Annotated in this window: 15 protein-coding genes and 2 pseudogenes; 6 read left to right on the forward strand and 11 right to left on the reverse strand. The window is 45.3% G+C overall.

Translation table 11 applies throughout. From position 1 onward, the window contains the following. The first annotated feature begins 252 nt into the window (after positions 1-252). Together ACTL4S_RS09125 and ACTL4S_RS09130 are read left to right on the forward strand one after the other, a co-directional pair. A complete protein-coding gene (locus tag ACTL4S_RS09125; RefSeq protein ID WP_004280275.1) occupies positions 253-1,122 on the forward strand; it encodes an SDR family oxidoreductase in 870 nt (289 codons plus the stop codon). A gap of 171 nt (positions 1,123-1,293) precedes the next feature. Beyond that, a complete protein-coding gene (locus tag ACTL4S_RS09130) occupies positions 1,294-1,464 on the forward strand; it encodes a hypothetical protein (protein WP_441299215.1) in 171 nt (56 codons plus the stop codon). Between the two features lie 82 nt (positions 1,465-1,546). Here ACTL4S_RS09130 and ACTL4S_RS09135 read toward each other — a convergent pair whose 3' ends face one another. The 6 genes from ACTL4S_RS09135 to ACTL4S_RS09160 all read right to left on the reverse strand — a co-directional run bounded on the left by ACTL4S_RS09135 (position 1,547) and on the right by ACTL4S_RS09160 (position 8,779). Then, positions 1,547-2,608, reverse strand: a complete 1,062-nt coding sequence (locus ACTL4S_RS09135; protein WP_441299216.1) for an enoyl-CoA hydratase/isomerase family protein — start codon at positions 2,606-2,608, stop codon at positions 1,547-1,549. 25 nt (positions 2,609-2,633) lie between these two features. Next, positions 2,634-3,407 carry an enoyl-CoA hydratase gene (locus ACTL4S_RS09140; RefSeq protein ID WP_174894412.1) on the reverse strand — a complete coding sequence of 258 codons (774 nt, stop codon included), beginning with the start codon at positions 3,405-3,407 and terminating at the stop codon, positions 2,634-2,636. 19 nt (positions 3,408-3,426) lie between these two features. Continuing rightward, complete coding sequence (locus tag ACTL4S_RS09145) at positions 3,427-4,554, reverse strand: acyl-CoA dehydrogenase family protein (protein ID WP_086044840.1); 1,128 nt, start codon at positions 4,552-4,554, stop codon at positions 3,427-3,429. Between the two features lie 58 nt (positions 4,555-4,612). Beyond that, positions 4,613-6,262 carry an AMP-binding protein gene (locus tag ACTL4S_RS09150; RefSeq protein ID WP_441299217.1) on the reverse strand — a complete coding sequence of 550 codons (1,650 nt, stop codon included), beginning with the start codon at positions 6,260-6,262 and terminating at the stop codon, positions 4,613-4,615. Between the two features lie 85 nt (positions 6,263-6,347). Continuing rightward, a complete protein-coding gene (gene mmsB, locus ACTL4S_RS09155; protein ID WP_409654044.1) occupies positions 6,348-7,238 on the reverse strand; it encodes a 3-hydroxyisobutyrate dehydrogenase in 891 nt (296 codons plus the stop codon). A gap of 11 nt (positions 7,239-7,249) precedes the next feature. Continuing rightward, positions 7,250-8,779 carry a CoA-acylating methylmalonate-semialdehyde dehydrogenase gene (locus ACTL4S_RS09160; protein WP_253174699.1) on the reverse strand — a complete coding sequence of 510 codons (1,530 nt, stop codon included), beginning with the start codon at positions 8,777-8,779 and terminating at the stop codon, positions 7,250-7,252. 177 nt (positions 8,780-8,956) lie between these two features. Between ACTL4S_RS09160 and ACTL4S_RS09165 the strand changes: the two genes are divergently transcribed. After that, positions 8,957-9,841: a LysR family transcriptional regulator gene (locus ACTL4S_RS09165; RefSeq protein WP_180087019.1), complete on the forward strand. Its 885-nt coding sequence runs from the start codon at positions 8,957-8,959 to the stop codon at positions 9,839-9,841. Between the two features lie 171 nt (positions 9,842-10,012). Then, a complete protein-coding gene (locus ACTL4S_RS09170) occupies positions 10,013-10,690 on the forward strand; it encodes a type 1 glutamine amidotransferase domain-containing protein (protein WP_086044836.1) in 678 nt (225 codons plus the stop codon). 110 nt (positions 10,691-10,800) lie between these two features. On the opposite strand, the pseudogene ACTL4S_RS09175 reads toward ACTL4S_RS09170, so the two are convergent. Further along, positions 10,801-11,652, reverse strand: a pseudogene (locus ACTL4S_RS09175) (AMP-binding protein); the annotation flags it as partial. Positions 11,653-11,654: 2 nt separating this feature from the next. Between ACTL4S_RS09175 and ACTL4S_RS09180 the strand changes: the two are divergent. Beyond that, positions 11,655-11,816, forward strand: a pseudogene (locus tag ACTL4S_RS09180) (MarR family transcriptional regulator); the annotation flags it as partial. A gap of 76 nt (positions 11,817-11,892) precedes the next feature. On the opposite strand, the gene ACTL4S_RS09185 reads toward ACTL4S_RS09180, so the two are convergent. Then, on the reverse strand, positions 11,893-13,164 hold the full coding sequence (locus ACTL4S_RS09185) for an MFS transporter (protein ID WP_153566517.1): 1,272 nt from the start codon (positions 13,162-13,164) through the stop codon (positions 11,893-11,895). A 356-nt stretch (positions 13,165-13,520) separates the two neighbouring features. Between ACTL4S_RS09185 and ACTL4S_RS09190 the strand changes: the two genes are divergently transcribed. Beyond that, positions 13,521-14,744, forward strand: coding sequence for a CaiB/BaiF CoA transferase family protein (locus ACTL4S_RS09190; RefSeq protein ID WP_441299218.1), 1,224 nt, complete (start codon positions 13,521-13,523; stop codon positions 14,742-14,744). A gap of 77 nt (positions 14,745-14,821) precedes the next feature. Here ACTL4S_RS09190 and ACTL4S_RS09195 read toward each other — a convergent pair whose 3' ends face one another. The 3 genes from ACTL4S_RS09195 to ACTL4S_RS09205 form a co-directional block, all read right to left on the reverse strand. Continuing rightward, a complete protein-coding gene (locus ACTL4S_RS09195; protein WP_441299219.1) occupies positions 14,822-16,504 on the reverse strand; it encodes an AMP-binding protein in 1,683 nt (560 codons plus the stop codon). 76 nt (positions 16,505-16,580) lie between these two features. Beyond that, entirely contained in the window at positions 16,581-18,077 is a 1,497-nt protein-coding gene (locus ACTL4S_RS09200) for a flavin-containing monooxygenase (protein ID WP_441299220.1), read from the reverse strand. 12 nt (positions 18,078-18,089) lie between these two features. Continuing rightward, complete coding sequence (locus ACTL4S_RS09205) at positions 18,090-18,929, reverse strand: alpha/beta fold hydrolase (protein ID WP_164543026.1); 840 nt, start codon at positions 18,927-18,929, stop codon at positions 18,090-18,092.

Consider the following 18,929-nt stretch of genomic DNA (forward strand, 5'->3'; position numbering starts at 1 on the left):
TAAATCTCCGTTGATGCCTTACTTTCCCTAATCAAATTTCACCTTTCAAGACCACCTCAGCTATCAAAGTGTAGCCAGAAGCTATTTCCTCAGCTTTTTCTGTTCTGATTGCTCAACCTGATCCGTTTCAATGAATAATTGATAAATCTCGAATACATTCTGTTATGAAATGTTGAGTCCAGCCTCATTTTGCCTAAAAGCTTCTAATATATTTTTTCTTATATGGCCACAATCATTGGAATTGGAAAAGATATGAATCATTATCCTGAAACCCCAGCTTCAACTGAAACACAAGACCATCAACCGGGTGTGCAAACCAAAATGGACCCTGCACCGGAAATTATTAAACCGCATTATAAAGGCAGTGAAAAATTAAAAGGCAAAGTTGCCTTGATTACTGGTGGTGATAGCGGAATTGGCCGTTCTGTATCGGTCTTATTTGCTCGCGAAGGTGCCGATATTGCCATTTGCTATTTGGATGAAGATCAGGATGCACGGGACACCAAAAAAATGGTGGAAGATGAAGGCCGCCGTTGTCTGCTGATTCAATGTGATTTACAAGATCAAGATGAAATCAAGAAAATGGTGGAAAAGACCCTTCAGGAATTTAAAACGATTAATATTCTGGTCAATAATGCCGGGGTTCAATACCCGCAAGAAAGTATTACCGATATCTCGCCCGAGCAATTACTTAAAACATTTAATGTGAATATTCTATCGATGTTCCACCTGACTCAGGCGGTGATTCCGCATATGCAAGAAGGTGATAGCATTATCAATACGACGAGTATTACCAGTTATCATGGTCATGACCAGCTGATTGACTATGCGAGTACGAAAGGTGCCATCACCACATTTACTCGAAGCCTTTCCACCAATTTATTGAAAAATAAAACCGGCATTCGTGTCAATGGGGTCGCGCCAGGTCCCATCTGGACACCATTGATTCCGAGCAGCTTTGATGAAGAACAGCTCAAAGATTTTGGTAAAAGCACCCCAATGGGTCGTATGGGCCAGCCGAGTGAAGTAGCACCGGCGTATTTATTCCTGGCCAGTGAAGAAGCCAGTTATATTTCAGGTCAGGTGATTCATGTGAATGGCGGCAGTATTATTAACGGCTAATCTGGCACAGAAGATAGCAGTTCTAGCTGACCGTTATCTTCATCTATTTAATCTTTGGATTTTCATATTTAAAAAAAATTGTTTTTATAAAATGTTTCCAACAAATACTTACCCTCGCAAAAGTAAGCTCTTGTTATAGTAATTTCAGCCAAACCTGATGAGGATATTAAGATGCCTAGAGGTGAAAAATCAGCCTATACCGATAAACAGAAACGGCAGGCCCAACATATTGCAGAAAGCGAAAAAGAACGTGGTCGTTCTGAGGAAGAAGCCGAACGTATTGCCTGGTCAACGGTCAACAAACAAGATGGTGGCGGCAAGAAAAAGAAAATGTCCCCCTAAATAGAATTCATGTCGATGAAAGTATGGGACAGATACAAAGACCCTCTATAATTAAATTATAGAGGGTCTTTTACCATCAGCTTTAAGTAATATTTTCGATACGCTGCTGAGTCCATGCTGGCCAGAGCTTTTCCAGTGTTTGTTCAAATTTTGCATTTTCGGTTCGCCATTGTGGATTTTTGTCCTTATCAATAATCAGTGCACGAACGCCTTCAATAAAGTCGCCCTGCTCTAACCAGACATCTTGTAAGTCCCGTTCCAGCTGCATGCATTTTTCTAGCGACAAATTCTGTCCAGCTTGCTGTAACTTCAGGCTGGTTTGCTTGGCCATAACCGGACGCTGCTGCAAAATGGTTCGCATCTTATTGGCCCAGTCCTGATCAGTTGAATTACTTGTATGAGCAAGACTCTGTTCAATCTCCTCCAGGTGTTGATAGTCAAAATGCTGATTAATTAGATCTGCACGTTTTTGCAGCTCACTTTCCACCGGATGCGTAATATAGGAACTAATGATCTTTTGAATCTCAATCGGGTTTAATACCGGTGCTGCAATCAATGCTGCTTCTAATTCAGCAAAACGCTCACTCGGCACATGATAATCCACCAGATCCAGATACAGCGCATCACTGCTACTGATTTGCTCACCAGTCAATGCCATATAGACACCGACTTCATCCAGTCGGGACAGAAAATGGGTAGCACCGACATCGGGGAAAAAACCAATCGCAGTTTCTGGCATGGCAAAACGTGATTTTTCACTCGTAACTTTGATATGACAGGCTTGAGCCAATCCAAAGCCTCCGCCCAGTACATAGCCATCCATCATCACGATCACGGCCTTTGGAAAATTACGCAAGGTGCTCAGCATCTTATATTCAGTGGCAAAAAAATCCTGATATTGGGTATTGCCGGCCTGATAGCTGTCATACAGATAGCGGATATCTCCTCCGGCACAGAACGCCTTGGGACTGTTGGAATTGATCAGAACCGCTTGTACCTGTGGTTCATGCAGCCACTGATCGAGTTGCGCCTGAATGCCCTGAATCATCGCCAGGGTTAAGGCATTTAAATGGCTGGTGCGGTCCAGGCTGATAATGCCCAGCCCCCCTGCGACCCGAATCGCTAAATTATTTTCATCACTCATTCTTTTTGTTCCTATTATGAATTTCTTATTGATGGGTAAATTTGGCTGGGCGTTTTTCCACAAAGGCCTGCATGCCTTCCTTTTGATCGGAACCTGCAAAAATGGAATGGAATACCCGGCGTTCAAAGCGCAGGCCTTCAGCCAGGCTCACTTCAAAGGCCCGATTAATTGATTCTTTAATCATCATCACGGCAGTAAGCGATTTTTCAGCAATTTTTTCGGCAGCTTGCAGGGTTTGCTCCAGCAATTCTTCCTTGGCAAAAACCCGAGCGACCAAACCACTTTGTTCCGCTTCCTGCGCCCCCATCTGCCGTGCAGTCAGGCACATTTCCATGGCTTTGGCCTTACCAATCGCCAAGGTTAAACGCTGGGTCCCGCCAATGCCGGGCAACACGCCTAAGGTAACTTCAGGCAAACCAAATTTTGCATTATCAGCGCAGTAAATAAAGTCGCACATCAATGCCAGCTCGCAACCACCACCCAAGGCATAGCCGCTCACTGCGGCAATTAAAGGTTTACGACGCTGCGCAATTCGATCGGCCAGACTGAAAAAATCATCCAGATAAATTTGCGGAAAATTCAGATCTGCCATTTCTTTAATATCGGCACCAGCGGCAAAGGCTTTTTCCGAACCCGCAATCACAATACAGCCAATTGCCGGATCTTTTTCCAGCTGATCCAGTGCCTGATTCACTTCAACAATCAGCTGGTTATTCAGTGCATTTAAAGCTTGCGGACGATTTAAAGTAATCAGCCCGACACCATTACGTTGTTCTAATAAAATTGTTTGCCACTGCATGAAATAAGTCCTTTTAAAATTAGAGGCTGCGTGCAATCACCAGGCGCTGAATATCGCTGGTGCCTTCATAAATCTGACAAATCCGCGCATCACGATAAATGCGTTCGATTGGAAAATCTTTCAGATAACCGTAGCCGCCAAAAATCTGTAGCGCTTTGGAGCAGACACGTTCCGCCATTTCCGAAGCAAATAGCTTGGCCATGGAGGCTTCAGTTAAACAGGTTTCACCGGCTTCTTTCTTGCGTGCTGCAAAATGGACCAGTTGCCGTGCTGCTTCAATTTCAGTCGCCATACTGGCCAACCTGAAAGAAATCGCTTGCTGTTCAAAAATCGGTTTGCCAAAGGCCACGCGGTCATGCGCATAGGCCGTTGCTTCTTCCAAGGCGGCACGCGCCAAACCAACCGCCTGTGCCGCAATACCGATTCGCCCGCCTTCCAGATTGGCCAAGGCAATTTTTAAACCTTCGCCTTCTGCACCGAGTCTTAAACTTTCATGAATGCGGACATCGGTTAAGGCAATCTGACAGGTATCCGAAGCATGCAGGCCGAGTTTTTCTTCGACCCGAATCACTTCATAACCGGGCGTGTCGCGCGGCACTAAAAATGCACTCATACCTTTTTTCCCCGCAGCTGGATCAGTCACGGCAAACACAATAATCATTCCGGCATTGTGGCCTGAGGTAATGAACTGTTTCGCGCCATTCAGAATGTAATGATCGCCGTCCTTGACCGCCCGGGTTTTAATCGCGGCAGCATCCGATCCGGTATGCGGTTCGGTTAAGGCAAAGGCACCAATCATTTCACCTTGAGCCAAAGGCTTTAGAAAATCCTGCTTTTGCTGTTCCGTCCCGAACTTGAAAATCGGCACACACCCTACAGAGTTATGTACGCTCATAATCGCAGATGTTGCACCATCGGCCGCAGCGACTTCTTCTAAGGCCAGAACATAAGCCAGCGTACCTGTGCCCGAGCCGCCCCATTCTTCCGGAATCAGCATGCCTAAAAAACCCAGCTCTCCCATTTGGGCTAAGGCCTGTTTAGGAAAGATGCCTTTTTGATCCCACTCGCCGGCAAAGGGTTTAATCTGTTCCTGGGCGAAGCTTTTTGCCATGTCCTGAATCAGTTGTTGTTCTTCCGTTAATTGCATGGATTCTTCCTTCAATCTCTTTATTTAATCTTCTTATTCAATCTGTTGGCTTTAGCTGTTATGCGGTCTTGGCTTGCTGCTTGTTGATTTCCTGATTGCGCAGTAAAAAGCGTTGAATTTTACCGCTTGGGGTTTTCGGCAATTCAGTCACAAATTCAATCAGGCGTGGATAGGCATGCGCAGATAACCGCTTTTTCACAAATTGACCCAGCTCTTCTTCCAGATGGGCCGAAGCTGCAAAATTATTCGCCAGAATCACAAAGGCTTTAATCACTTCGGTACGCTCAGGATCAGGCACGCCAATGACTGCTGCTTCAATCACGGCATCATGTTCCAGCAAGGCACTTTCCACATCAAACGGGCCGACCCGATAACCTGACGTTGTAATGACATCATCACTACGCCCAACAAAGCTCATACTGCCATCTGCATGAATTTCTGCGGTATCCCCAGTTAAGTAATACTGTCCGACAAATGGAGATTTACGGCTTTCTTCATAGCCAGAGAACCACATCATTGGGGACTGGCTGATATCCACTGCCAGGATGCCCGGGACGTCAGCTGCTAATTCATGCCCCAGTTCATCGACAACGGCAATCCGGTAACCCGGGCTGGCAAAGCCTGCCGAACCTGAACGGACCGGATGTTCCAAGGCATGATGATTACACACCACCATCCCGACTTCGGTCTGGCCATAATGGTCATAAATCGGCACATCCAGTACCTCTTTAAACCAGCGGATCACTTCCGGATTTAACGGTTCTCCCGCACTGCTGACAACACGTAACTTACCGCGTAGTTTTGCCATTTGAGCAGGATCGGCCGCCATCATCATGCGGTAAGCGGTTGGTGCACCGGCCAGATTGGTAATGCCATATTCCTCAACAATTTCGCAGACACTTTCGGCATTAAAACCGCCTTCATAAAACAAGGTCGAGTGTCCAAGCATTAAGGGACCAGTAATCGCGTAATACAATCCGTAGGCCCAGCCGGGATCAGCAATATTCCAGAAAGCATCTTCAGGAGTTAGACCAATGGCATTTTGCATATAGCTTGCAAAAGCAATCAGTGCTTTTAACGGCACTTTAAGCGGTTTCGCCGGTCCGGTGGTGCCCGAGGTAAACATCAATAAAAATGGATCATTAACATTCAGGATTTCCAGCTCACAAGCTTCAGCCTGACGGTTTAATACTGTCCAGAAGCTAAGATCGTGCGGATAGCGCTCTGCCTCAGTTTCGGCATGTACCGTCACAATCGGTGGACAGTTGCTAATTTCAGATAATTTATCCCGATTCGCCAGATCGGTCACCACCAGCTTGCTTTGCGCCAGCTGAATGCGATGCTCGATGGCTTTGGGACCAAAGGCAGTAAATAACGGTTGATAGACTGCACCAATCCGCCAGGTCGCTAAAATGGTAATGATCAGCTCCGGGGTACGCGGTAATAGTCCGGAAACACGGTCACCTTTACCAATGCCTTGAGACTTTAAAAAGTTGGCAAACTGGCTGGAATATTTTTTGAGCTCGGCAAAGCTATATTGTTCTTTACGGCCATCTTTACCATGCCAGTACAAGGCAATGGCATCGGAATTGGCATGACGGTCACAGCATTCATAACAGGCATTTACTGCCTGCATGGAACCGGAGAGATACTGGCTTGCAACCGTGTTTAAATCAAAGTCTTGAACCGTTGTTTGATAATCTAACATGTTAAACCTCAGCCTGAATTTATCGTTATTACTGACAAGGTGTAATTATTGAAGCGAATCCTTGCTCCATCTAATCTTTTAAGTTTTAAGCAGGTGGCGTGGTGTATTGATGCATGATGCTGGAGAAGTCCAGATGGGCATCGCCTTCCTGACAAAGTTGTTGATAGAGTTTCTGTACCATGCTGCCGAGTACCACCGGCTGATCCACCTGTTGCGCGGCATCGACAGCCAGCCCCAAATCTTTGAGCATCAGTTGTGCGGCAAAACCGTCGGTATAACCCCGCGATGACGGCGCATTGACACAAATATCGGGCCACGGATTATAAATTTCAGAACTCCAGCAACGTCCGGTGGAACTGTTAATCACGCCAGCCAAGGCCTGTGGATCAATGCCCAGTTTGGCACCGAGTGCCATCCCTTCTGCAACCGCAGTCATGGAAATCCCCAGAATCAGGTTATTACAGATTTTTGCCACCTGTCCTGTTCCCACCGCACCACAATGCACCAGATTTTTACCCATACAGCCAAGAACCGGTTTAACGGCCTCAAAGGTGGCATCATCTGCGCCGACCATAAAGGTTAAAGTGCCATCTTTGGCACCTAAAGTACCGCCGGATACCGGTGCATCACAGACGCGAATCTGCTTGGCCTGAGCTGCTGCAGCAACCTCCTGAATGGTTTGCGGGTCAATGGTACTGCTGTCGATACATAAGCTGCCCGCTTGAAGCACCTTCAGAATACCGTGTTCACCCAAATAGACTTCACGCACATGCTTGGCTGCAGGCAACATGCTGACCACGATCTCCGCCTGCTTCGCGGCAGCTTGTGGACTGTCGCAGACCACACCGCCAGCTTCTGCAAAATGCTGTAAAGCCACTGCACTTAAGTCATAACCAAAAACTTGATGACCGGACTTGAGCAAGTTTTGCGCCATGGAGCCGCCCATGTTGCCTAAACCGATAAATGCAATCTTCATGCTGATGCTCCTTAACGCAGACTGATTGTGGTATTGACACCAGTGGTTTCCTGGTCATCTTCAAACCAGCGGCTGGTAATGGTTTTGGTCTGGGTATAGAACTGCACCGCCTGTTTGCCATAAGGACCGAGATCACCCAGTTTTGAACCGCGTGAACCGGTAAAACTGAAGAAAGGCACAGGTACGGGAATTGGAATGTTAATGCCCACCTGACCGATATCAATCTGGTTCTGGAAGGTACGTGCCGTATTGCCATTTTGGGTAAACAGTCCAACGCCATTACCAAACGGATTGGCATTAATCAGTGCAATCGCCTGTTCCAAAGTATCGACATGCATGATCGCCAGTACCGGACCAAATACTTCTTCTTTATAAATGCGCATATCGGTCGTGACCTGATTAAAAATCGTTGGTCCGACAAAATTACCCTGTTCATAGCCTGGAACCTGCACATCACGGCCATCCAGCAGCAGTTCGGCACCCTGTTCAACACCACTGTTAATTAAATCGATGACACGCGATTTGGCACGGGTTGAAATCACTGGTCCAACATCGGTATTCGGTTCATGCCCGGCATTTACCTTTAAGGTTTTGGTTTTATTGACCAGTTCATCGACCCAGTGCTTGGTCTCACCGACCATTACCGCCACGGAAAGTGCCATACAACGTTGACCTGCTGCGCCAAAAGCTGCACCGACCAAGGCATTTAAGGTCTGTTCTTTATTCGCATCTGGCATCACCACCACATGGTTTTTGGCGCCCATCATCGACTGCACACGCTTGCCGTGTTGGCCTGCAAGGTTATAGACATGCGTGCCGACTGCAGTCGAACCGACAAAAGAAATCGCCTTGATATCGCGATGGGTACACAGTAGATCGACCACTTCTTTGCCGCCATGTACCACATTCAGTACGCCTGCCGGCACACCTGCCTGAATCGCTAACTCAACCAGCATCATGGTCGATAGTGGATCCTGTTCAGAAGGCTTTAAGACAAAAGTATTGCCGCAGACAATCGCCATCGGGAACATCCACAGTGGAATCATCGCCGGAAAGTTAAACGGGGTAATTCCTGCACAGACACCCAAGGGTTGCTGCAAAGTATAGGTATCGACACCGCGTGCCACACCTTCAATATACTCGCCCATTTGTAGGGAACCGATCGAACAGGCATGCTCCACCACTTCTAAACCACGCTGGATATCACCTTCGGCATCGGCCAGGGTTTTGCCCTGTTCCGCCGTTAAGACTCGGGCGATACTTTTTAGGTTTGTACGAATCAGATCCTGCAGTTTCAGCATGATTCGCATACGTGCCTGGATTGGGGTCTGGCGCCAGCTGGCAAATGCATTTTGTGCAGCAGCAATGGCGGCATTAACTTCTTCTGCGGTAGCAAAAGGCACTTGGCCCAAGATTTCCTGAGTGGCAGGATTAACAATATCTTGCCAATGGCTGGTTCTTGATTCGACAAATTCACCATTAATGAGGAGTTTTGCGGTGGTGAATCCGGTACTTTGCTGTGGATGAGAAATGGCGTTCATGGTCGCTCCGTGCTGGTTTGTTATTGTCGTTGTATCTGCCTTTACTGGCTTTTATTTAACGTATAATTTTTACGCTGTTTCAGCAGACTAACAAAGAACACTTTGACCACCAATAGAAATTGGTGCACGATGGTTGTGCAAATATGCACAGGAATTTAACAGGATGTTAAATAAAAAATGAAAGTAGATTGGGATCATTTACGCTTTTTTTTAGTTTTGGCGCGTGCTAAAACACTCACCAACGCAGCACGCTTAATCGGGGTTGAACATAGCACCGTAGCGCGGCGGATTCAGGCCCTGGAAAGTACTTTAGGTACGCAACTGTTTAAGCGCGAAGCCACCGGTTATGAACTAACCTCGGAAGGTCTGGCACTGGTGCCGCGTGTGGAACAGATGGAACAGTCCTTTATCCAGATTGACAAGCGCCATGATCCCTTGCAAGGTCGGGTCCGGATTGGTGCGCCAGAAGGTTTTGGCACGGCATTTTTAGCTCGTCTTTTGGCAGAATTTTCCCAGCATTATCCTTTGCTGACCATTGACCTGATTCCGGTACCGAAAGCGATCAAACTTTCACATCGAGAAGCCGATATTGTGATCGCGATTGACCGGCCCAAATCTGGTCCGTATATCATTACTCGTTTGTCTAATTACTGTTTAAAGCTATATGGCAGCCAGCATTATTTACAGCAAAATCCGGAAATTAAAAAACTGGAAGACCTCCAGCAGCACCGTTTTGTCGATTATATTGATGATCTGGTCTATAGCACTGCACTATATTCGCTAGAGCGTCTTCCCTTGCAGGTCAGTGCCTGTTTTCGCAGTAACAGCATTCTGGCGCAGGAAATTGCCGTGCGTGCAGGTGCTGGACTGGCCATTTTGCCGAAATTTCTGGTCAATGATAAAAATGAACTGAAAGAGGTGCTGGGTCAGCAGCTCAGTTTTACCCACACTTTCTGGATGCTGACGCTGGTCGATCTGCAACATGAACCAAAAATTAAACTGGTCTGGGATTTCTTGCGTAAACAAGCCGATCTTCAGCAAGACCTGTTAATGGGCAGATGAATATTGAACACACTGTTCACTTTGCAAGGCTACGTACTTTAGTTAAATCAACTGAAACAACAACGTATCGATACAGCAAATGAACGTATCACAACATTCCTGACGCTCATGACTTGTTAAATTAACAGTCGATCATTCGCGATGTTTTTTAATGAGCTACAGGAAAATAATATGAAAATCTTGATGGTACTGACTTCACATGACCAGCTGGGCGATACTGGCAAAAAAACTGGCTTCTGGTTGGAAGAGCTAGCTGCGCCTTATTACACCTTTGTCGATGCAGGCGCAGAGGTAGTTTTGGCTTCTCCTGCAGGTGGTCAGCCACCATTAGATCCAAAAAGTAATGAGCCGGATGCGCAAACCGAAACCACCAAACGCTTTGAAGCAGATGAGGTGGCCATGCAGGCTCTTGCCAATACACATAAGTTGAGTGAAGTCTTAAATCAGGATTTTGATGCCGTGTTCTATCCGGGTGGTCACGGTCCATTATGGGATCTAGCCAAAGACCAGAATTCTATTTCTTTAATTGAGCAGACTTTACAGGCAGATAAACCTGTTGCGCTGGTCTGTCATGCACCGGGTGTACTTCGTGAAGTCAAAGATGCCGAAGGTCATTCGATTGTAGAAGGCAAGACAGTCACCGGTTTTACTAATACCGAAGAAGACGGCGTAGGCCTAACCGATGTTGTCCCATTTCTAGTGGAAGACATGCTGAAAGAAAAAGGTGGGAAATATTCCAAAACTGAGGACTGGCAGGTATACGTGCAACAAGATGGTCTGCTCATTACTGGACAAAACCCCGCCTCTTCTGCTGCAACGGCTGAAGCTTTATTAAAATTATTAAAGTAGAAGTTAATCTAAAATTCGTATTAACCTTTTAGATCGCTTCTTTTTGAATAAGAAAAACCCTGAATGATGCAAGATTATTCAGGGTTTAATTTATCTATTTATTCCCAGATTTAGTTCGCTTCAACTGCCGTTGAGGCAATATGCTGAGCCAGTAATTCTCTGAGTTTAAACTTCTGGATTTTTCCCGATGGGGTCATCGGAATATCCTCCCAGATTTCCAGGCGTTCCGGAAGATACTGCATAGCCAGATTATGAGTTTTCAGGAAATCTACCAGCTCATTAAAACTTAACGGCTTTGTCTGATCTTTCAGCTTGATGATTGCACAAGAACGCTCGCCCATTCGCTCATCTGCATAAGCCACTAAAGCTACTGTGGCGATATTCGGATGCTTATAAAGTAGTGATTCAATTTCCGCGACCGGAATATTTTCTCCACCACGAATAATCACATCCTTCTTACGTCCGCAAATCCGAATATAGCCATGCTCGTCCTGATAGGCAATATCGCCAGTATCAAACCAGCCTTCGGCATCCGTATCATTCAAATGTGGACGTTTTAAATAACCGCCAAAATTTGAACAGGTGCGGATCATCAAACGCCCGGATTCATTCACGGCTTTGGTCTGACCTTTTTTATTCACGATCTTGATTTCAACACCAGGTAAAGCGATGCCATCCGTATTGAAAGAGTGTTCATCCTCATCTTCAGGTCGGGTCAGCGTCACTGCACCACATTCGGTCATACCCCAAGCGGATATGACTTTAACGCCCAGAATTTCCCGGGCTTTTTGTACCAATGGCCCCGGAATGGGTGCACCAGCACACAGGAAAATTTTTAGTGAATCAACCTTGTCATGCTGTTCCGCCACGGTATTGGACAGGTCATTCAGGAATGGGGTCGAGGCCATGGTGAAATTCACCTGATGCTGATGAATTAGATCCACTGCTTTGGCTACATCCCAGCTTGGAAACATGGGACAACTTGCAAGCTGATTTCTTTGATTTTTATGGTCAGGCCTTAAATAAGCTGGCCTTTGATGATCTAGTTACCCTGATTCATCTACTCAATAAAGTAAATGATGGTTTAAAAAGTATTTATCTGCATAAAGAAACAGATCAGGAATAAACAAATAGAAATACAACTTTAATTGATGAATATAAAAAAAGAGCCTGAATTCAGGCTCTTTTTTTTGAAGTTGAAATTATGCCTTTTGTGGATCGTATTGACGGTCTTTAATGAATATCCCGGACACTGCGCCACACAAGAAATAGGCACCCCCCATAATCAGGAAGCCTAAGCCAATTGAACCACCGCTGGCTGCCGCGCCAATAATTGCAGGGGCAAACATGGCGCCGATACGACCTGCATTATAAGCACCGCCTACCGCAGTACCACGAATCGAGGTGGCGAAGCTTTCTGTCATATAAGTGGCATTAATCGCATATGGAATACCATACAGGAATCCAAAGAAAATCAGCAGATAGGCAATATTCTCTGGCGTATTGAATAGCACAATCACGGGCAGGAAAATCGCCGTTCCAATTGCTCCAAACGAAAAGACAGCGCGTCTACCCAGACGGTCTGCGGCAAAGCCCGCTAGAATTTTCCCGAAAATCATGGCTACATAGGTACCAATCATATAGCCTGCCATGGATTTAAAATTCATGTGCAATTCAGATTCCAGATATGCCGGCATCCAGTTGTTTACGCCATAGTAGCCAAATTGCAGAAAACCGGCCGTAAAGATCCACAAAATAAACATTCTGCGATTCGCAGGATCCGCGAAAATCTCTTTGACTGTGCTTTTTTTGGCGGGTTGCTGTGCTGTGATTTCAGCTGGGGCATATAGACGCTGCAAACGTGCACGCTGCCAGGATTCTGGCTCAGGAACCAGTTTCTGGATAAAAATCGCCATAATCGAGGGAATAATGGCAACAAAAAACAGGGTTCGCCAGCCATATTCTGGAATGATCCAGCCTGCCAGTACAGTGGCCACAATATAACCGACGGTCCATCCTGCCTGTAAGGTACCTAAAACCGTGGTGCGATATTCAGTTGGAACATATTCAGCCATGAGCGTATTGGCTGCAATATATAAAGAGCCTATGCCAAAGGCAGAAAGAAAGCGTAAAACAGCAAATTGTTCAAAGTTCTGTGCAAAGCCTAAGGCTGCGGTCAATATGGAAAATACCAGAATCGAAATGACTACGGTACGTACACGGCCCAGACGGTCACAGGCCCAGCCACCCATAAAGCCACCAATCGCCATACCTGCTAAGGTAAAACTGCCTAGTGTACCGGCCTGCAGATTACTGAGACCAAACTCTGCTTTCAGGCTATTTAAACTGAAAGACAGCAGCAACATGTCCGCGCCATCTACCAGTAAAGCCAGAAAGGCGAAAATAAAAGCAATTTGCTGCGTTCGTTTGGTCGTAGGTTTAATCTTTTCTAATTCTCTCGCTAAATCCGTCATATTTAAATCTCTGTTTTCCTATCCTTAGGTTTTCATGATCTTTTATATTTAAAGCTATTCCGCTAATGAATATGCTTTAAGGCTAATCCGTTTTTAATTCACTTGATTGACTCCTTTTTTAATCCTGTCTGGGAGATCGCTTTTTCCTTTTTATCAGTGACCTCTTGTTCTTCGTTCATACTTATATTTGCATCAGGCTAAAGAAAATAAGATGAATATTCATCATTTTAGATGTTTTATTTTGTTATACGAAATTTATTATCATAAAGTTGATTGTTCTTTCATTTTCATATAGCTTTAAAAAGAGGGATTAGAACGATATGTCATTTGAATAAGATCGAACAGGGAGCGTAATAATGGGTGCCTTAACAGGATTTCGTGTACTGGATTTAAGCCGGATTTTGGCTGGGCCCTGGTGTAGCCAGATTCTGGCTGATCTGGGTGCAGAAGTGATCAAGATTGAAAAACCGGATCATGGGGATGATACCCGTATCTGGGGACCACCCTGGCTTAAAAATAATCAGCAGCAAGATACCCATGAATCGGCTTATTACCTGTCAGCCAACCGTGGCAAGCATTCGGTTGCAATCGATTTATCTACACCTGAAGGTCAAAGTATTATCAAAAAACTTGCTGAACAGAGTGATGTAGTCATTGAAAACTATAAAGCCGGTTCGTTGAAACGATATGGGCTGGATTATGAAAGTCTGAGCCAGCTAAATCCGCGACTGGTATATTGTTCCATTACCGGTTTTGGCCAGAACGGTCCGCGTGCGCAAGAGCCGGGCTATGATTTTATCGTTCAGGGAATGGGTGGCATGATGAGTGTCACTGGCGAACGTGATGACCTGCCCGGTGGTGGCCCACAAAAAGCGGGTCTGGCCTTTGCCGATTTGACCACCGGCTTATATGCCGCAATTGCCATTCAGGCGGCTTTGTTGTCCCGTGAGAAAACCGGTGAAGGTCAGTATATTGATATGGCGCTGCTGGATACCCAGGTTGCTTCCCTCTCTGTTCTGGCCATGAATTATCTCACCTCAGGCAAAGTACCCGGTCGCTTCGGAAACGCGCATGCCAATATTGTGCCCTATCAGGTGTTCAAAGCCCAGGAAGGTGAATTTATTATTGCCTGTGGTAATGATCTGCAATTTCAAGCTTTGTGTCAGGCCGTTGGTCTGGCTAAGGTGGCAGAAGATCCTCGCTTCTTAAAAAATTCTGGACGTGTTACACATCGTGAAGAGCTGACCACAGTTCTACAGGCTCATTTCTATACTCGACCGGCAAAAACCTGGGTGGATCTGATTCATGCGGTTAAAGTACCAGTAGGAATGATTAATGACCTGAAACAGACTTTGCAAGAAGAACAGGTATTGGCACGTAATATGGTGATTCAGATGCCGCATACCTTACGTGAAGATTACACCTCAATCGGCTCACCGATTAAACTCTCCAAGACACCGGTAGAATATAAAAAGGCCCCACCTTGTCTGGGTGAAGATACCGATGCCATTTTGAGTCAATATTTAAGTTCTGCTGAAATGGAAGAACTGAAAAGCAAAAAAGTCATCCAGCAGCGATAAGCCTGCAAGCAATAAAAAAGGAATCTTGCGATTCCTTTTTTATTTTGACTGTGATCAGTCAGATTTTCTATTATTCCTTAGCAGGCTTTGGCACTCGACTGAACAGTACGAGGCAGTTCACGACGCAGAATTTTGCCTACTGCGGACTTGGGCAATCCGGACACAAACTCAATATATTTGGGCAGTTTATAACTCGTCAGTTGCTGCTTCAGATAAGTCATGACTTCATCTTGGGTCAGAGTTTCATCCTGTTTCACAATAAATGCCTTGGGTACCTGTCCAGATTTTTCATCATCAATACCAATCACTGCACATTCCAGTATTTTAGAATGTTTGGACAATACACCTTCCAGCTCATTGGGATAAACATTAAATCCGGAGACCAGAATCATGTCTTTTTTGCGGTCCAAAATGGTGATATAGCCCTGCTCGTCCATACAACCGATATCACCTGTCAGGAAGAATCCATCTTTGGTAAATACCTGTGCTGTTGCTTCGGCTTGCTGCCAGTATCCTTTCATCACCTGTGGACCACGTATGGCGATTTCTCCAGCCTGATTAAGCTCTACAGGTTTTCCTTCATCATTCAGAATCAGAATTTCAGTTCCTGCCAATGGCAAGCCAATCGTGCCACTAAATCGCCGGCTTAAAGGCGGGTTAAAAGTTGCAGTTGGTGAGGTTTCAGAAAGTCCGTAGCCTTCATAAATCTGGCAGCCTGTGACCTCATGCCATAACTCTGCCGTATTTTTCAGAATAGATGCCCCTCCGCCCGTTGTAGTTTTCAGGCGTGAATGATCCAGCTCACGGAAACGTGAATGATGGGCCAAGGCATTAAACATGGTATTTACACCAGGAAAAACGGTCGGTGGATGTTTCTGGTATTGATCCACCAAAGCATCCAGATCTCTCGGATTTGGAATCAAGACATTGGCAAAACCACGGCTTAAACCATAACTGAACAGGCAGATGGTAAATCCATAAATGTGATACAGTGGCAAAGCACAGAATACATATTCATTTTCAGCGGCATAGCGATCACCAAAATGGCTGATAAACACGGTACTGTTCTGGGCGATATTAAATAAAATATTGCGATGGCTCAGTTCTGCGCCTTTAGAAACACCTGTGGTACCTCCCGTGTATTGCAGAATGACCGTATCTTCCTGATGCTGTACAGGCGGTGCAAAATCAATAATCTCTACCTGATTTATTGACTGCCTAAAGTCAGAAAATTGTTTATCCTGATATTGTGCTGCCTGACTATAAATAGCACTTGGCTGCTCTTGAATAAAATCCAGCGGATGCGTTGAAATGACATATTTGAGTTGAGGACATTCATCTAGTGCTGTTAATTGCTCCAAAGTCTGTCCCAAGATAATCAAGGCTTCTGTACCTGAATCCTGTAGCTGATGATAGAGCTCGCGCTGGGTGTACATGGGGTTGACATTGACCAGCACATAACCCGCACGAATAATGGCAAAGGTCGCAATTGGATACTGAATAATATTGGGTAACATCACCGCAATACGGCTGCCAGCAGTCAGCCCAAGACTCTGTAAATAGCTTGCCAGTTTCTGGCTATAGACATCGATATCGTGATAGCTGAATTTACGATCCAGATAGATAAATGCAGTTTTATCCTGAAATTTTACCAAATTCTCAGCAATTATCGTGCTCAGGGTTTTCTCAGGATCTGGCCGGGTAAACTCCGGATTGATATTCCACTTTTTATATTCTTCCATCCATGGCTGACTGCTCATGACTATACTCCTGTCCTGGATTTACAATTATTTTGTATTATTTAAACCATAAGATTTTGATTTTAATTAAATATTTTTACACCACTTTCTGCTGTCTCGATTCAACATACTGGTAGTGATAACCGCTACGAATAAAATGCTGGTTTTTGTCTCTAAATGAATGCGCATAATCTGGCCAGACCAAAGTTAGCTTGCGACTCACTGGGTCCAGATACCAGCTTTTACAGCTTTCTGATAACCAGACACTGCCTTGAGAAAGCTGCTGCAGCTCCTGCATATAGCGATCTTCAGCGTTCTGATTGGCTTCAAAGACCTGAATCTGTTCCTGTTCAAAAAACTGCAAGGCGTCCAGTACCAGATCAAACTGGGTTTCCAGGAAATAAAGTGCTGAGTTATGCCCACTTCCGGTATTAGGACCATTCAGAATGAACAGGTTTGGAAAATTATGGACTGTCGTAGATTGATAACCCTGCATACCACTAGACCATTGCTGCTCCAAGCTTAGACCATGTTTACCCACCACCTTTGAGGCATAAGGTGGTCGTGCTGCTTCAAATCCGGTAGCAAAGACAATGATATCTGCAGGAAATTCATTACCAGACTTACTGATCATGCCATCCCTATTCACTTGAGCCAAAGCAGAATCTTCAAGCGTGACATTCGGCTTTAGAAAAGTCGTGTAATAATCATTGGACAGCAATAAGCGCTTACAGCCCGGTTCATAATTCGGTGTGAGTTTTCGCTGTAATTCAGGATCTGAAATCTGATGTTTTAAAAATTGTAAGCAATTTTTCTTGACCCGCTCGATCTGGCTTTTCAGATTACGGCGCTGGGCAAAATTATATTCATTGCCCCAGAACAAGGAATGTCTTAAGGCTGTCATACTGTCCGGATCTTTACGGAAAAGCTGTTTTTCTGACTCAGAATAAGGTCGGTCTGGTCGCGGCAAAATATACGATGCACTGCGTTGCAATACGGTTAGACTTTTTGCTGTTTTGGCAATTTCCGGTACAAGCTGGATGGCAGAAGCACCAGAACCCACCACAACGACATGCTGATTTTCCAGATTCACTTCGTGATTCCAACGTGCAGAATGCATGATCTGACCTTGAAATTCTTCTAGTCCCGGAATTTGCGGGAGATGCTCATCTGCCAGATGCCCGGTTGCAGTAATTAAAATCTTAGCCTGATACAGACCTTTAGAGGTTTGAATTTCCCAGATGCGTTCTTTAGCATTCCAGCTAGCTTTTTCCAGTTGGGTATGAAAATCGATATGTGGCCGGATATTTTCCTGATCACAGCATTGGATCAAATAGAGCTGAATTTCTGCCCCTTGCGGAAAGACACGCGACCAGTTGGGATTTTTAATAAACGAGAAAGAATATAAATGGGACGGTACATCACAGGCGACACCGGGATAGGTATTGTCACGCCAGGTTCCGCCCACTTCTGCTGCCCGTTCTATAATTTTAAAATCGTGAATGCCCTGCTGTTTAAGACGGATTGCCATGCCTAATCCACCAAAACCGCTGCCTACAATCAGAATCTTGCTGCGCTGTCCTTGAGCTTGCATTATTTATCTCCTTTAAGGCATATAAGGCTGGATTTTTTGATTCACCGGATACTGTTCTGGATGCTGGCTAAACTGGTTGATCAGTTGCACCACTTCTGCTGGCGCTTCGATATAGAGCGCATGTCCTGAAGAAATTTCGATATAGCGACTGTTCGAAATTGAAGCAAACAGCAGTTTAGCTTGCGCTACAGGCACCATGCGGTCTTCACGACAGGCAACGACTAGAGTCTCTGCACAGATGTCAGATAAAGCTGATGTAATATCAATGCGATAATTCAGTTCACGCTGTTTGGCTGCATCTAGTGAAGGTTTGACAAAGCGTGCCAGATCCAACACCTGCTGTTCGCTTCGTGCAGACAGATAATCATCGCTATACAGGCAATAATTGACAAAATGAGGCAAGGCCGCAGATTGTTCAGTAAATAATTGCTGCCAAATGACAGTACGTAGTTGTTGCACCGAGCTGGTTTTGGCCCAACCGGCTAACAGGATCAAACGCGCTACGCGCTGTTTTAAACTGGCTGCCACTTGTGCAGCAATCACGGCACCGAGTGAATAGCCGACCACTGTAATGATTTCATCTTTTGCAACTGCATGCTGAATCAATGCTTCAACCTGTTGGCTAAAATCAGTCACCTTTAGATCAGCTTTATTCGGGGTATGCAAATCAATGGATAAAACCCGCTGATGAATACCCAGCATCGGAAAAATATAGCTGAAATGCTTGTCGGTATTTCCACCGGTGCCATGAATCAAAATAATAGTCGGAAATGCAGAACGCTGTCCGACTTCATGAAAATTAAGCTGCCGATCAGCATAAGGACACTGTCGAGTAATCATGTCTAAATCCAT

The sequence above is a fragment of the Acinetobacter lwoffii genome (assembly GCF_052078135.1).
Taxonomy (GTDB): domain Bacteria; phylum Pseudomonadota; class Gammaproteobacteria; order Pseudomonadales; family Moraxellaceae; genus Acinetobacter; species Acinetobacter lwoffii_Z.